Here is a 14625-nt window from a genome sequence, read left to right as displayed (position 1 = left end):
GCCCCGGCCCCACCGGCGGAGGGAGCCGACGAGCAGGACGCGGGCTCAGGCACGTCCCCGCCCCGGATGTGGAGCGGGCCGATGAGCGGAGTGAGGGCGTGCCGGTGGCTGGACTGAGGAGGGAGCAAGTGCGAGGAACGAGCGCTTGTGAGCGACGAGGGAAGCCGCCGGCTCAAGGACGCCCTCACTCAGCGAGCGGAGCGAGGAGATGAGCACAGACCACACGCTGGTCAAGCGGTTCCGGCAGGAGGTCGGCGATCGGCTGGCGCACCAGCGGCGGCTGGACCAGGCCAGCGGCCTGACCCCCATGTCCGGCGAGGACGAGCGCCAGTTCGCGCGGGCGCTGATCTCGCAGGTGCTCGAGGAGCACGCGCGCAACGAGATCGGCTCGGGACGCACCCCGCCGACGGCCGAGGAGGAGGAGGCCCTGGCGGCGGGCATCCACGCCGCGCTGTTCGGCGTGGGCCGGCTCCAGCCCCTGCTGGACGACCCCGAGGTCGAGAACATCGACGTCAACGGCTGCGACCGGGTGTTCGTCGGATACGCCGACGGCCAGGAGCTCGTCCACGACCCGGTGGCCGACTCCGACGAGGAGCTCGTCGAGCTGATCCAGATCCTCGCCGCCTACAGCGGCCTGTCGAGCCGCGCGTTCGACACCGCCAACCCGCAGCTCGACCTGCGCCTGCCCGACGGCTCCCGGCTGTCGGCCGTCATGGAAGTCACGGTGCGGCCCGCGGTGTCGATCCGCCGCGCGCGGCTGGGCAAGGTCTTCCTCAGTGACCTGGTGGGCAACGGCACCCTGACCCCCGAGCTCGGCCGTTTCCTGTCGTCGGCCGTCGCGGCCAGGAAGAACATCATGATCGCCGGCTCGACGAACGCCGGGAAGACCACCCTGCTGCGGGCGCTGGCCAACGAGATCCCGCCGCACGAGCGCCTGATCACCGTCGAGCGCGCGCTGGAGCTCGGCCTCGACCAGTTCCCCGAGCTGCACCCCAACGTCGTGGCCTTCGAGCACCGCCTGCCCAACTCCGAGGGCCAGGGCGAGATCACGATGGCCGAGCTGGTGCGGCGCTCGCTCCGCATGAACCCGAGCCGGGTGATCGTCGGCGAGGTGCTGGGCGACGAGATCGTCACGATGCTGAACGCCATGACGCAGGGCAACGACGGGTCGCTGTCCACCATCCACGCCAACTCCTCGATGGAGGTCTTCAACCGCATCGCCACCTACGCGCTGCAGGCCGAGGAGCGCCTGCCGATCGAGGCGACGCACATGCTGATCGCCGGCGCCATCGACTTCGTGGTCTTCATCCAGAAGCGCAACGACTACCACCAGGGCGGCCGGCTGCGGCGGTACGTCGCGAGCGTCCGCGAGGTCGCCGGCGTGGACGGGCGGGTGCTGTCCTCGGAGGTCTTCGCCCCAGGGCCGGACGGGCACGCGGTCCCGCACGCGCCCATCGCCTGCGTCGACGACCTGGCCGAGCACGGCTACGACCCGACCATGGGAGCGTGGTCGTGATGCCGCTGCCGGCCGGGCTGTTCGACCCTCTGGCGGTCCTCGCGGGAGCGGCGGCCGGCGGCGGCCTGTTCCTGCTCGGCCTGGCCCTGTACGGGGTGCGCCCGGGCCCGGCGACGCCCGACCGGAGGGCCCGGCGGCGCGAGCTGGTGCGCCGGCTGTCCACCCGCTCGGCGATCGCGACCGTCACCGGCGCCCTGGTGCTGGTCGTCACCCGCTGGCCGGTCATGGCGGCGGGCGCGGTCCTGCTCGTGCTGGCCTGGCGCGGCCTGACCGGCGGGGCCGCCGAGGAACGCGCGGCCATGACCCGCCTGGAAGGGCTGGCGGCCTGGACCGAGTCGCTCAGGGACACCATCGCGGGCGCGGCCGGTCTGGAGCAGGCGATCCCGTCGTCGATCAGGGCCGCGGCGCCGACGCTGCGGCCCCACCTGCGGGCCATGGTCGACCGCCTGCACACCCGCATGCCGCTGCCCGACGCGCTTCGCATGTTCGCCGACGAGCTGGACGACCCCTCCGCCGACCTGGTCATCGCCGCCCTCATCCTCAACGCCAAACTGCGCGGCCCGGGCCTTCGCGAGGTGCTGGGCGCGCTGGCGGTCTCGGCGCGCGAGGAGCTCGACATGCGCCGCCGCGTCGAGGCCGAGCGCCGCTCGACGCGGCGCAGCGTCCAGATCGTCGTGGGCACGGCCGTCGCCTTCGCCGCCGCCCTGGTGATCTTCAACCCGTCCTACGTCGTGGAGTACGACTCCCTGCTCGGACAGGCCGTCCTGGTCGTCGTCGCGGGCCTGTTCGGCGCGGGCTTCGCGTGGATGCGGCGGCTCGCCCGCTTCGACAAGCCCGCCCGGCTCCTCGGGCCGGTCTCCGGCGCCCCGCTGGAACGCGAACCGGTGACGGGAGGGGTGAGCGTCCATGGTTGAGAACGTGCTCGCGGGAGCGGTGTTCGGCCTCGGGGTGTTCCTGCTCGTCAGGGCGCTGTTCCCGCCTCGGCCGGGGCTGGTCGCGCGGCTGCTCGCCCTCGACTCGGCCCGCGAGGTCGACGACGCGGCGCGGCTGCGGCTGATCAACCCCGACGAGGAGGTCAGCGCCCTGCGCCGCGAGGTCGGCGTGCGGCTCGCGCAGCTGTACGCCGCGCGGGGCTGGGAGGTGCGCTCCACCCGCGCCGACCTGGCGCTGCTGGGCAAGTCGTTCGAGGGCTACCTGGCCACCAAGGTGCTGCTCGCGGTGTCCGGCCTGCTGGCGTTCCCGATCCTGGCCGGCTGGCTCACCCTGATGGAGGCGGGGGTCCCGCTCCAGGTGCCGCTGTGGGCGGCGCTGATCGTCGCCCTGGTCTTCTTCTTCCTCCCCGACCTGCAGATCCGCAGGGACGCCGCCGTCCGCCGCCGCGACTTCCGGCACGCCGTGGGCGCCTTCCTCGACCTGGTCGCCATGAACCTCGCGGGCGGCCGAGGCGTGCCGGAGGCGCTGCTGATGGCGGTGTCGGTCGGCGAGGGCGGCGACTCGCGCAACTGGGCGATGGCCCGCATCCGCGAAGCCCTGGCCAACGCCCGGATCATCGGCATCACCCCCTGGCAGGCGCTCGGCCGGCTCGGCGACGAGATCAACGTCGACGAGCTGCGCGACCTGTCGGCGGCGCTCGGCCTGGTCGCCGACGACGGCGCCAAGGTCCGGGCCTCGCTCACCGCCCGGGCCGCGACCATGCGCCGGCGCGAGCTGGCCGAGGTCGAGGGCCAGGCGGGGGAGCGTTCACAGTCCATGCTGGTCGCCCAGCTCCTGCTCTGCGCCGGCTTCGTGATCTTCCTGAGTTTTCCGGCAGCGATGAAGATGTTGGGGTCCTAGATGTTCACACCACCGTGGTTCACCTACCTGATCGCCGTACTCCACGTGCGTCTCGACCGAGCCAGGAACGCCCCCTCGCGCGGCGCCTCCGCCGTCGAATGGGTGATCATCACCGCCATCATCGCGGGCGTGGCCCTCGGCCTGGCCACGCTGATCAAAACGCTGGTCACGCAGAAGCAGGCCGAGATCCAGAGCAACTTCGGCGGCGGGGGTGGCGGTACCGGCGGAAAGCCGTGACCGCGCGCCCCGCGCCCGGCCAGGGCGCCACCGCGGCCGCCGCATCGCGCGGCGTCCCGGCGCCCGCCGGGCGGCGCGGGCGCGACCAGGGGTCGATGGCCGTCGAGACGGTGATGCTGGCCCCGGTCTTCCTGCTGTTCCTGCTGTTCCTGGTCGGCGCGGGACGCGTCGTCGAGGCGCAGGGCGAGGTCAACGGCGCCGCCAGGGACGCCGCCCGCGCCGCGTCCGTCCAGCGCACGCTGAACGCGGCCGAGGGCGCCGCCCGCGACGCCGCCCGCTCGGCGCTGGACGCGCAGTGCGCGCCGGCGGTGAGCCTCAGCGGCAGCGACTGGCGCGAGGGCGGCACCGTGCGCGCGAGCGTCACCTGCGAGTTGAAGCTCGACTTCCTCGGGTTCGGCGCGGCCAGGCGGATGAAAGGCGACTCGGTGGTGCCCTTGGAGCAGTTCCGGAGGGTCGAATGACCGCCCGGCGGCCCTCGGAGGACCGCGGGTCCATGTCGGTGTTCGTGGTGATCTTCTCGGTGGTGGTCTTCCTGCTCGCCGGCCTGCTCGTGGACGGCGGCGCGGCGATCAACGCCCGGCTGCGGGCCTCCGACGTCGCCGAGCAGGCCGCGCGGGCGGCCGCCGACCAGATCGACGTGGAGAACCTGCGCGGCACCGGGCAGGTGCGCCTGCTCGGCGACGAGCGGGTCGTCTGCGGCCGGGCCCGCGAGATCGTCGACGCGCACGACGGCGACGACGTCAAGCTCACCCGGTGCGGCGTCGCCGCCGGGCAGGTCGCGGTGACCGTCGCGGTGAGCGCCCACTGGGACGCCATGTTCCTCGCGGCGTTCGGGTTCGCGGGCTCCGACATGTCCGGCACCGCCACCGCGGGCCCCGACCCCGGCGACCAGGAGGGATAGCATGACCGCGTCGCGCAGACCCCCCGCGCGCCCGCCGTACCGGGCGGCGCCGCCGGTGCAGCGCATCCGGCCGCGGCGGACCGCAGGCGACGTGATCGCCGGCATCGCGGCGCTCGTGGCGCTGGCCGCGCTCATGGGCGGCGTCCCCTACGCCCTGCTGCGCCTGACCGGCCCCCCGCTCCCCGCCGCCCTGCTCAACGGCGACCTGCTGACCAGGCAGATCAGCACCACCACGGCCGTCGCCATCCTGGTGCTGCTGGTGTGGCTCACCTGGTTCCAGCTCGTCATCTGCGTGATCGTGGAGGTCTACTCCGGGATCCGCCGCATCGGCATGCCCGCGCGCGTGCCGCTGTCGGGCGGGCCGCAGGCGCTGGCCAACCGGCTGGTCTCCACCGCGCTGATGCTGTTCACCGTGTCCGCCGTCGCGATCCCGATCGCCGGCATCGGCTCCGCGCCGCCGCCGGCCCGTCCCGCCGTGGTGGCCGCGGCACTGACCGCGCCCATCCCCGAGGGCGGCTCCACGGCCGGGGTGATGAGCGGGTCCGCGCTGGAGGAGGTCCGCCAGGTCAAGAAGGTCTACGTGGTCCAGCCGCCGCACGGCCGCCACCACGAGAGCCTGTGGGAGATCGCCGACAAGTGCCTGGGGGACGGGCGCCGCTACCCCGAGATCTACCGGCTCAACCAGCACAAGCAGCAGCCGGACGGCAGCCGCCTGCAGATGGCCGACCTGATCCGGCCGGGCTGGGTGCTCGACATGCCGGACGACGCCAGGAACGTCCATGTCGTCCCGGTGGACGAGCGGCGGGAGACCACGCTCAAGAGGCACGCGGACGCGCCTGCCGAACTGGACGGCCGCACCCAGTTCCTGCCGTCCACCGCGGGCGAAGACGCGGCCGGGGACGACGCGCGGGGCGGCCGGAGCACCGGCGTGACCCAGCACTCCCGGCGCACCACCGGACCGGCGGAGCACGGCCGCGCGCCCTCCGCCACCGGCCACGAACAGGGCACGGCCGATCCGTCCGGCACCGGGACGCGCGGCCCGATCGCGACGACGGGGCCCATGGCGACCGGCCGGCCGTCGGCGACCGGCGATCCCACGGCGACGAGCCGGCCGTCGGTCACCGGCGGCCCGGAGGCCAAAGCCCCGGAGGCGAAGGTCCCGGAGGCGAAGGGCGATCCCGCGGCCACCAGCGGCCCCAAGGCGACGGACGCCGGCCGGGACGCGGACCGGGAGGGCGCCGGCGCCGACCGCGCCGGGCAGGCCGACCGCGCAGGGCAGGGCGGCCAAAGCGGCCAGGACGGCCAGAGTGGGCAGGGTGACCGGGCGGGGCAGGGCGGTGACGGCGAGGTGGCGAAGCGGGGACGCACCGGCGTGGGTCTGCCGCCGGCCGGGCTGCCCGAACGCGCCTACCACCTGCCGCCCCCGTCCAAGGCGCCCTCCGTCTCGGCCAAGGCGCCGAGGGCCACCGTCTCGCCGGTGGCCGAGACGCCCGAGACCCGCGACCACGGCGGCGGCCTCGACCTGCTGGAGTACCTCGCCGGCGGGTCGCTGGCCGCGGCCGGGTTGCTCGTGGCGCTCGGCCGACGCCGGCGCGAGCAGCTCTGGCACCGCGCCTTCGGCCACCGCATCCCCCGGCCGCGCGGCGACGCCGCCGGCGCGGAGGTCGCGCTGCGCCTCGGCTCCGACGCTCCCGGCAGCCGCATGCTGGACACCGGGCTGCGCCTGCTCGGCAAGCTGCTGGCCGAGCAGGGCCGCGTGCCGCCGACCATCTACGCCGTCCACCTGTCCGCCCGAGGGCTCGACCTGTGGATCCACCCGCCGGAGCAGGACGCGCCCGAGCCGTGGGAGTCGCACGACGGTGGACGCACCTGGCGGCTGCTCGCCCACGAGGGCCGCGCCATCGACGACCACGCCCTCGCGGACGTGCCCGCGCCGTACCCGGGCCTGGTCTCGCTCGGCGTGACCGAGACCGGCCGCGTGCTGATCGACCTGGAGGCCGCGCAAGGTGTGATCGCCGTCAGCGGGCACCGGGTGCGCGACGCGCTGTCCGCGCTCGCCGTCGAGCTGGCCACCAACCGCTGGTCCGACCAGATGCGCATCACGCTCGTGGGCTTCGGCGCCGACCTGGCGATGATCGCCCCCGACCGCGTCCGGGTCGCCGGCAGCCTGGCCGAGGCGCTGCCCGAGCTGGAGGCCAGGGCCGAGGAGACGGCCGCCGCCGGCGGCCACGTGCTGACCGGCCGGGTCCAGGGACGCGCCGCCGACCCCGCCTGGCCCCCGCACTACCTGCTCTCGGCGATCGCGCCCGACCCGGAGGAGGCGCGCCGCCTGGCCATGCTCGGCCGCGCGGGCACCCGGATGGCCGCCGGGTACGTCATCGCCGGGGACTTCCCGCACGCCACGTGGACCTGGCAGATCACCGACGACGGCAAGGCGAAGATAGCGGCGCTCGGCGTCACCGTGGCGGCCCAGTTACTGCCCCGCCGCCACTACGACGCGGTGATCGACCTGTTCCGCACCGCCGCGCGCAGCGACGGCGAGCCGGTGCGCGAGGAGGAGGCGCCCCGGGAGTTCACCACCACGCCCTCCATCAACGTGCGCATCCTCGGCCCGATCGAGATCGGGCCGTTGCCGCCGCTGGAGGAGGGCCGCGGCGAGCTGGCGTGCGAGATGATCGTGTACCTGGCCACCCATCCGGCCGGCGTGCATCCCGTCGTGCTCGGCGGCATCCTGTGGCCGCGCGGCGTGCAGGCCGTCGTCCGGGACGCGACGATCGCCCGGGTCGCCGACTGGCTGGGCACCGACAGCGAGGGCCGGCCGAACCTCCGCACCGACGACACCGGCCGGTTGCGGCTCGGCCCCGAGGTGCGCTCCGACTGGCAGCTGTTCCGCGAGCTGGTCCGCCGCTCCCACAACGACCCCGGCGCGCGCGCCGTGCTGCTGGACAAGGCGCTCGGCCTGGTCCGCGGCCCGCTCCTCAACGGCAGGCCGCGCGGGCGGTACGCCTGGCTCGCGGCCGACGAGCTGGAGTACGAGGTGATGGCCAGCGTGGCCGACGCCGCGCACCGGCTCTGCGAGGTCCGGCTGGCGCACGGAGACCCCGAGGCCGCCGTCGCCGCGGTACGGGCCGGGCTGCTGCTGGCCGCCGATGACGAGGGGCTCTGGCGCGACCTGCTCCGGGCCGCCCACGCCACCGGCGACCCGCTCAAGCTGCGGGCCGTCGTGGACGGGTTGCACCGCCGCGCGTCCTCCCATCCCTACGGGGGCGGGATGGCCCCCGAGACCGAGGCGCTGATCGACGAACTGCTGCCGAGCTGGCGGCTGCACTCGATGCCGTCGGCCTGACGGCCGCCGGTCCAGATGATCCGATTCGCGCATGATCGCCCGTCCAGGTGAGGAGGCAGAGGTCACGGTGGTGGCTCGGACGACACGGGGCCTGAGAGACGCGGGCGACCCATGCCGGCGCGGTACGCCGGGCCCGGGTGGGCCATGCCCGTGCGGTGATCCGGGTTCGGGCGACTCGTGCCGGTATCGCTGGAGTGATTCGAGTGACTCATGCCGATACGTGCATAACGGTGGTTCGGCCGTCCGGGGCGTGATTAGCGTCGGCGGCATGCGGATGCGGGCCGGCATGCTGGGGCGGGCCGGCCTGCGGATGCGGCCAGGCATGCTGGGGCGGCCCGGCATGCTGGGGCGGGCCGGTACGCGGGCCCGCGCCGTCCTGGCCGCCGTCATCCTGGGCGGCGGCTGCCTGCTGGGCGCCGGCTGCGCCGAGCGCGGGCCCGAGCGCCCGTTCACCCCCGGCGGCGATCTCGCCTCCAGCGGCGCCCCCGCCGATCCGTCCGCCTCCGCCGCGGACGCCCCCGGCGCGCTGTCCACCCCGTGGGCGCAGACCGTCGAGGTCACCCCGGGCATGACCGTCTCCATCGAGTGGCCCGCCGGCCTCGACGCCGAACAGCAGGCCATGGTCAAGGCGTTCACCGACGGCTACGTCGCCTCGTGGAAGGCCGTCGTCAGCCAGGGCGAGGACGACGGCTACCTCGCCGGCGTCGAAGACCAGGCGAGCCGCGACGCCTACACCTGGGTGCGCGGCTTCGTGGACCGCCGCGAGTCCGCCACCGGGTCGGCCAAGCTGTACGCCGTCCGCGTGGCCTCGGTCACCGGGCGCGGCGCGGAGGTCGACGCCTGCGTCGACGAGTCCGGCGTCCGGGTGACCGACGCCGCCGCAGGACGCCCCGTGGCCCGCCAGCCGGCCTGGACCCGCCCGCCCGCCGCCGTCTACCTGCAGGTCGCCGCCGTGCGCAAGGGCGACGACGGAGCGTTCCGGGTCCGGACCTACATGCACGCCTCCTACCCCCATCAGCGTGCGAAGGAGTGCCGCCGATGAGATCACTGCTGTCGTCCGTCCTGGCCGCCACGATGGTCACCGCTCCCATGGCCGACCCCGGGGGGCCCATGGGCGAGGGGTACCAGAACGACCGCACGAGCGGCGTCGTCCTGCGCAACTCCAAGATCGTGCTGAGCGGCGACGGGCTCGGCGCCAAGAGCGACGGCTACCGCGTCAAACGGCCCTGCTGGTACGAGCCGGGCGACAACGCCGACACCATGCTGAACCGGCAGCAGGACCAGAGCGTCCGGGAGTTCTGGTTCCACACCCACCCGGACGGCACCGAACAGGACTTCAACGCCTTCATCAAGCAGTACAAGGACAAGGTCGGCGAGAACGGCCGCTGGTGGGTGCCCGCGTACAACGCCGCCGACCCCGACGGGCTCTCCTGCTGGACGGGGCTCGAAGGGGCCGTGTGGGTGCCCGAAGGCGGCACCCCGCCGGGCGGGATCACCCTGGAGGAGCTCTACCAGCTCGCCCGGGCCGCGCTGACCGTCCCCGAACCGCAGATCAAGCTCAGCCCGGACGTCAAGAGCTACGTGAACCTGCCCACCTGGGTCTGGCTCGCGGGCGCCGGGCAGACCACGCGCTCGGTGACCGCGGAGATCCCCGGGGTCATGTCGGCCACGGTGACCGCCACCCTCGCCCGCGTCGAGATCAAGTCGGGCGCCCCCGCCGGGCGGGCGGAGGTGAAGGACGACTGCGGCCCGACCGGCCATCCCTACGTGAAGGGCGGCGCCTTCCGCTGCGGGGTGCGCTACCTGCGCGCCTCGGTCGACCAGCCGCGCAAGGTGTACGTCATGTCGGTGACCAGCGTCTGGCCGGTCACGGGCGGAGGCGACGTCGGCTTCGCCTTCCAGCCGGTCCAGGCGACGGCCACCCGGGACGTTCCCGTGGGCGAGGTCCAGACCACGGTCAGGGACGGCGCCGACGACTCCTGAACGCGGCCTCCTGAACGGGCCTCCTGAACGCGGGTCTTGGGCACGGCCCTCATATGCGGGCCTTGAACGCGGGCCTTGAACGCAGTCGGGTTCGTCCGGAACGGGGTGGATCGTTCGGCTTACGCTCGGGCCGTGCCCTTGAGAGGGTGGACCGATGACGACACTGAACGGCCTGTTGCGGAGCTGCACCGGTGAGGGAACACTGCCGGGCGCGGTGGCCCTGGTGGCGCGCGGCGACGACGTCGAGGTCGAGGCCGTCGGCTCGGCCGACGTCCACGGCGCCTCCCCGGTGAGCAGAGACTCCATCTTCCGCATCGCCTCGATCGGCAAGCCGATCGTCGCGGCGGCGGTCATGACGCTGGTCGACGACGGCCGCATCGCGCTGGACGAACCGGTCGCGAAGTGGCTGCCCGAGCTGGCCTCGCCGTCCGTGGTCCGGACGATGGACGCCCCCGTGGACGACGTGGTCCCGGCCGCCCGGCCGATCACCGTGGAGGACCTGCTCACCTTCCGCGCCGGGTACGGCTTCCCGTCCGACTTCTCGCTGCCGGCGCTCGCGCCGTTGTTCGCCGAGCTCAAGCAGGGCCCGCCGCAGCCGCAGATCGTCCCGGAGCAGGACGAGTGGATGGCGACGCTGGGCCGCATCCCGTTGTTGTGCCAGCCGGGGGACGCCTGGCTGTACAACACCTGTTCCGACATCCAGGGGGTGCTGATCGCCCGGGTCACGGGACGGCCGCTGCCCGAGTACCTCGCCGAGCGGCTGTTCGAGCCGCTCGGCATGACCGACACCGGCTTCGAGGTGCCGGCCGCCGAACGCGACCGGTTCGTCCACTTCTACCGGCTCAGCCCGGAGGGCGGGCTGGACCTCGTCGACGCCCCCGACGGGCAGTGGAGCAGCATGCCCGCGTTCCCGTCCGGCGCCGGTGGGCTGGTCTCGACCGCCGATGACTGGCTGTCGTTCGGCCGGATGCTCCTCGCCGAGGGCACCGTCGGCGGACGCCGGGTGCTGTCGAGCGCGGCGGTGCGGCAGATGACCAGCGACCACCTGACCGCGTCGCAGCGCGAAGCCGGCAGGCTGTTCCTGGAGGGGCAGGGCTGGGGGTTCGGCGGCTCGGTCGACGTCGAGGCCATCGACCCGTGGAACGTCCCCGGCCGCTACGGCTGGGTCGGCGGCACCGGAACGGCGGCGCACATCATCCCCGCCACCGGCGCGGTCACCATCCTGCTCACCCAGGTGGAGCTGGCCGGTCCGACCCCGCCCTCGGTCATGCGCGCCTTCTGGCGCTGGGCCGCCGGCGCCTGACCTCCCGAGGCGGCCCGCGGAAGAGACCGTCCCGGACAACGGGCCGTCCCGGAGAGCGGGCCGTCTTGGAGGCTGGACCGCCCCGGGGGACGGGCCGTCCCGGACAACGGGCCGTCTGGAGAAACGAAACATCGCGGGAGCGGATTCGTCGCGAAATCGGGTCGTCCCGGGAGGCGGGCGGCACGTAGCGTCGCCGGTATGAGACTGCTGTCGGTGAACGTCGGCAAGCCGAGACCCAACCCGTGGAAGAGCGCCGGGACGACCGGCATCGACAAAGGGCCCGTCGAAGGATCGGTGAGGGTGTCCGACCCCGGGCCGAAGGGCACCGGAGCCGTCGGCCTCGCCGGGGACCGGGTGTACGACCTCGCCCACCACGGCGGGTCCGACCAGGCCGTCTACGCCTACGCGCGCGAGGATCTCGACCGCTGGGAGCCTGAGCTGGGCCGGCCGCTGGCGAACGGCGTCTTCGGGGAGAACCTCACCACCGCCGGCCTGGACGTCAACGGCGCCTTGATCGGCGAGCGGTGGCGCATCGGGTCCCAGGTGGTCCTGGAGGTGTCCTGCCCGCGGATCCCCTGCTCGACCTTCCAGGGGTGGCTGGAGCGCGAGAGGTGGATCGATCGGTTCACCGAGGCGGCGTCGCCCGGCGCGTACCTGCGGGTCGTCGAGCCGGGTGACATCAGGGCCGGCGACCCGATCGAGATCGTCCACCGGCCCGGCCACGACGTCACCGTCGCCGTCACCTTCCGCGCGCTCACCCTGGAACCCGGCCTCCTGCCCCGCCTGACCACCGCCGAGGCGCTCCCCGAGGGGATCAGGCAGCAGGCGCACCGTCGTACGGGGACATAGGCGGTGGCGGTCACACGGGGTCAGATGGCGCGCTCGTGCCTGAGCAGCCACTCCTTGACCGGGCTGCCGTAGTAGTAGCCGCCGAAACCGCCCACGGAGGGCAGCACCCGGTGGCACGGCACGAAGGGGGCGATGAGGTTCTGGGCGCAGGCCGATCCGGCGGCCCGCGCGGCCGTCCTCGGCAGCCCGGCGCGCTCGGCCAGTTCGGCGTAGCTCACGGTCGTGCCCGCCGGGACCGCGCGCAGCGCTGCCAGCAGGCGCTGCCTGGTCGGCGTGCCCGGCTGGTCCACCTCCACGGCGTCCAGGGCGAACAGGTCGCCTTCCAGGTAGTCCCGGACGGCCTGGGCGGGCTTGCCCAGGTCCTCGACGGCCTGGAGCGGCAGCGCCCTGAGCGCGGCGGGCAGGCGCTCGAACATCCGCGTCGGGTCGGTGGTGAACCCGGCCGCGACCAGCACACCGTCATGAACGAGCAGCGACAGCGGCCCCGCCGGCGTGGCCAGAACCTGGGCGTCAACGGTCGATGTCATGAGATCTCCTTGCATGCGCGAATGCGTTAACTGATAGGCCGGGATCACGCTTTGTTCGATCGGTGCCGGGGTCGGTGGCATGGGATCACTCCGAGCTCCAGAGGTGCATGGCGGCGTAGGCGCGCCAGGGGCGCCAGCGTTCGACGTCGTCCTCGGCGATGTCCAGCGCGCGCATGGCCCGTCGCAGGCCGAGATCGCCATCGGGCCAGGCGTCCGGGTCGCGCAGCGCCCGCATCACGATGTAGCCGGTGGTCCACGGGCCGATGCCGGGGATCTCCAGCAGGCGCGCCGCCGTCTCGGCCGGGTCGGCGCCCGCGTCCAGGGCCAGCTCGCCGGCGGCGGTCTTCTCGGCGAGCGCCTTCAGCGTCGCGACCCGGCGGCCGGTGAGCCCGAGCCCGGACAGATCGGCCTCCGCCAGCCGCTCGGCGGTGGGGAACAGCAGGAACGGCCCGTCGGCTCCGGCCCCGCCGGTCACGTCGGCGGACGGGGTGGACCACTGGGTCGCGTCGGCGGGCGGGGTTGACCGCGCGGTCATGTCAGTGGGCAGGGTGGACCGCTCGGGCGCGTCAGTGGGCGGGGTGGGCCGCTCGGTCGCGTCAGTGGGCAGTGTGGGTCTGGCGATACCGCCGCCGGGCGGGGTCGGTCTGGCGGGGGTGCCGGCGCGGGCGACGATGCGGCCGAGCAGGGTCCTGGCGCCGGCCACGGAGACCTGCTGGCCCACCACGGCGCGCACAGCCAGCTCGAAGCCGTCGAAGGCGCCCGGCACCCGGAGCCCGGGCCGCGTGGCGACCAGCGCCCGCAGCGTGGTCGCGCCCAGCGCGTCGGCGATCGCGACCGGGTCGGCGTCCAGATCCAGCAGGCGGCGGCAGCGCGAGACGATCTTGGCAAGGTGGCGGGTGTCGTCCAGGGTCACCGACAGCTTGACGTGCCCGTCCGCCGGGGTGAGCGTGATCGACCCTCCGGTGACGGCGCGCCGGTAGCCACTCGGGCTCGCCTCCTCCATCCCGGGGATCGCGCGCGCGGCCAGGAAGCCCAGCAGCGTCGCAGCGTCGTAGGGAGCCCGGTGGTTCAGCCGCAGCGTGAGCGCGGCCGGAGGCTCCGTGGCGGTGGCGAGCCGGGCGTCCTGAGCATCACCCGCCCGGGCGCCCTGAGCGTCACCGAGCCGGGTGCTCTGAGCGTCACCGAGCCGGATGCTCTGAGCGTCACCGGGCCGGGTGTTCTGAGCGTCACCGGGCCGGGTGCCCTGAACATCACGATCGGCGGCCGGGCCGGCGCTGAGCCGTGTCCCGGGAACCGCGTGGTCGGCCGCCCGTGGCGCCGGGGCTCTGCGGGCGGCGGCGAGGGGACCGTTCGACGTGCGCAGCTCACTCGGGGCGAAGCCGTACGCCTCCTTCATCGTCGCGTTGAACTGGCGCACGCTGCCGAACCCGGCGGCGAAGGCGACATCGGTGATCGGGAGCGCGGTCTCCGTCAGCAACTGCTTGGCCAGCAGCAGCCTCCGCGTCCGCGCCACCGCGAGGGGACCGGCGCCGAGCCGGGCGGTGAACAGGCGCAGCAGATGGCGCTCGGTCACGTGCAACCGCTGTGCCAGCCCGGCCACGCCGTACTCGTCGGCCACCCCGTCGTCGATCAGCCGCAGCGCCCGGCCCACGAGGTCAGCGGCGACGTCCCAGCCGGGGTCGCCGGGGCTGAGCTCGGGCCGGCAGCGGCGGCACGGGCGGAACCCGGCCGCCTCGGCCGCGGCGGCGTGCCGGTAGAAGCGGACGTTGCGCCTGGCGGGGGTGCGGGCCGGGCAGATGGGGCGGCAGTAGATGCCGGTCGAGGTGACGGCCGTGTAGAACCGCCCGTCGAAACGCATGTCCCGGGCGCTCGCCGCCCGGTAACAGGAGTCGAAGTCGAGGGTCTGGTGTGGAGTCACAGATCGAGGCTATGCCCTGCTCAACCCCGGCGACCGGCGGAATTCGGACGCCGCTGTGACCACTCGGCGCCACGCTTCCCCGGCCCCCCACCGCGCGATGGCGCCGGCCCCCGACGCACCACTTCCCGCCGCAGCGGCGCCGGTCGATCGGCCGTCCGACGGTGAGGATGAGGCGTGGGCATGCGGTACACCGATCCTCGGCGGCGCTCGGG

General features: G+C 74.2%; 13 protein-coding genes. 11 read left to right on the top strand and 2 right to left on the bottom strand.

Annotated elements, in window-relative coordinates; translation table 11 throughout:
- Positions 1 to 208: 208 nt before the first annotated feature.
- From ABZU32_RS18005 to ABZU32_RS17955, 11 genes are all read left to right on the top strand, one after another.
- Entirely contained in the window at positions 209 to 1516 is a 1308-nt protein-coding gene (locus ABZU32_RS18005; protein ID WP_354923489.1) for an ATPase, T2SS/T4P/T4SS family, read from the top strand.
- Positions 1516 to 2430: a type II secretion system F family protein gene (locus ABZU32_RS18000; RefSeq protein WP_354923631.1), complete on the top strand. Its 915-nt coding sequence runs from the start codon at positions 1516 to 1518 to the stop codon at positions 2428 to 2430. The genes ABZU32_RS18005 and ABZU32_RS18000 overlap by 1 nt, the downstream gene beginning before the upstream one ends.
- Positions 2423 to 3349: a type II secretion system protein gene (locus ABZU32_RS17995; RefSeq protein WP_354837255.1), complete on the top strand. Its 927-nt coding sequence runs from the start codon at positions 2423 to 2425 to the stop codon at positions 3347 to 3349. The genes ABZU32_RS18000 and ABZU32_RS17995 overlap by 8 nt, the downstream gene beginning before the upstream one ends.
- A complete protein-coding gene (locus tag ABZU32_RS17990) occupies positions 3350 to 3586 on the top strand; it encodes a hypothetical protein (protein WP_354837253.1) in 237 nt (78 codons plus the stop codon).
- Positions 3583 to 4047: a TadE/TadG family type IV pilus assembly protein gene (locus ABZU32_RS17985; protein WP_354837251.1), complete on the top strand. Its 465-nt coding sequence runs from the start codon at positions 3583 to 3585 to the stop codon at positions 4045 to 4047. Before ABZU32_RS17990 ends, ABZU32_RS17985 begins: the two co-directional genes overlap by 4 nt.
- The gene (locus ABZU32_RS17980) at positions 4044 to 4487 is read left to right on the top strand and encodes a pilus assembly protein TadG-related protein (RefSeq protein ID WP_354837249.1); all 444 of its coding nucleotides are present in this window, start codon (positions 4044 to 4046) and stop codon (positions 4485 to 4487) included. The genes ABZU32_RS17985 and ABZU32_RS17980 overlap by 4 nt, the downstream gene beginning before the upstream one ends.
- A gap of 1 nt (position 4488) precedes the next feature.
- A complete protein-coding gene (locus ABZU32_RS17975) occupies positions 4489 to 7833 on the top strand; it encodes a BTAD domain-containing putative transcriptional regulator (protein ID WP_354923486.1) in 3345 nt (1114 codons plus the stop codon).
- 268 nt (positions 7834 to 8101) lie between these two features.
- Positions 8102 to 8875 (top strand): hypothetical protein, encoded by a 774-nt coding sequence (locus ABZU32_RS17970; RefSeq protein WP_354923484.1) that lies wholly within the window; start codon positions 8102 to 8104, stop codon positions 8873 to 8875.
- Positions 8872 to 9816: a hypothetical protein gene (locus ABZU32_RS17965; RefSeq protein WP_354923481.1), complete on the top strand. Its 945-nt coding sequence runs from the start codon at positions 8872 to 8874 to the stop codon at positions 9814 to 9816. Before ABZU32_RS17970 ends, ABZU32_RS17965 begins: the two co-directional genes overlap by 4 nt.
- Positions 9817 to 9970: 154 nt before the next feature.
- Positions 9971 to 11119 (top strand): serine hydrolase domain-containing protein, encoded by a 1149-nt coding sequence (locus ABZU32_RS17960; protein WP_354923478.1) that lies wholly within the window; start codon positions 9971 to 9973, stop codon positions 11117 to 11119.
- Between the two features lie 198 nt (positions 11120 to 11317).
- Positions 11318 to 11968 carry an MOSC domain-containing protein gene (locus ABZU32_RS17955; RefSeq protein WP_354837239.1) on the top strand — a complete coding sequence of 217 codons (651 nt, stop codon included), beginning with the start codon at positions 11318 to 11320 and terminating at the stop codon, positions 11966 to 11968.
- A gap of 20 nt (positions 11969 to 11988) precedes the next feature.
- Here ABZU32_RS17955 and ABZU32_RS17950 read toward each other — a convergent pair whose 3' ends face one another.
- Complete coding sequence (locus tag ABZU32_RS17950) at positions 11989 to 12495, bottom strand: methylated-DNA--[protein]-cysteine S-methyltransferase (protein ID WP_354923476.1); 507 nt, start codon at positions 12493 to 12495, stop codon at positions 11989 to 11991.
- A gap of 85 nt (positions 12496 to 12580) precedes the next feature.
- A complete protein-coding gene (locus ABZU32_RS17945; RefSeq protein WP_354923473.1) occupies positions 12581 to 14413 on the bottom strand; it encodes an AlkA N-terminal domain-containing protein in 1833 nt (610 codons plus the stop codon).
- Between the last annotated feature and the right edge of the window lie 212 nt (positions 14414 to 14625).

The sequence above is a fragment of the Sphaerisporangium sp. NPDC005288 genome, assembly GCF_040607475.1.
Classification (GTDB): Bacteria; Actinomycetota; Actinomycetes; order Streptosporangiales; family Streptosporangiaceae; genus Sphaerisporangium; species Sphaerisporangium rhizosphaerae.
This window is presented reverse-complemented; position numbering and strand designations above follow the sequence as displayed.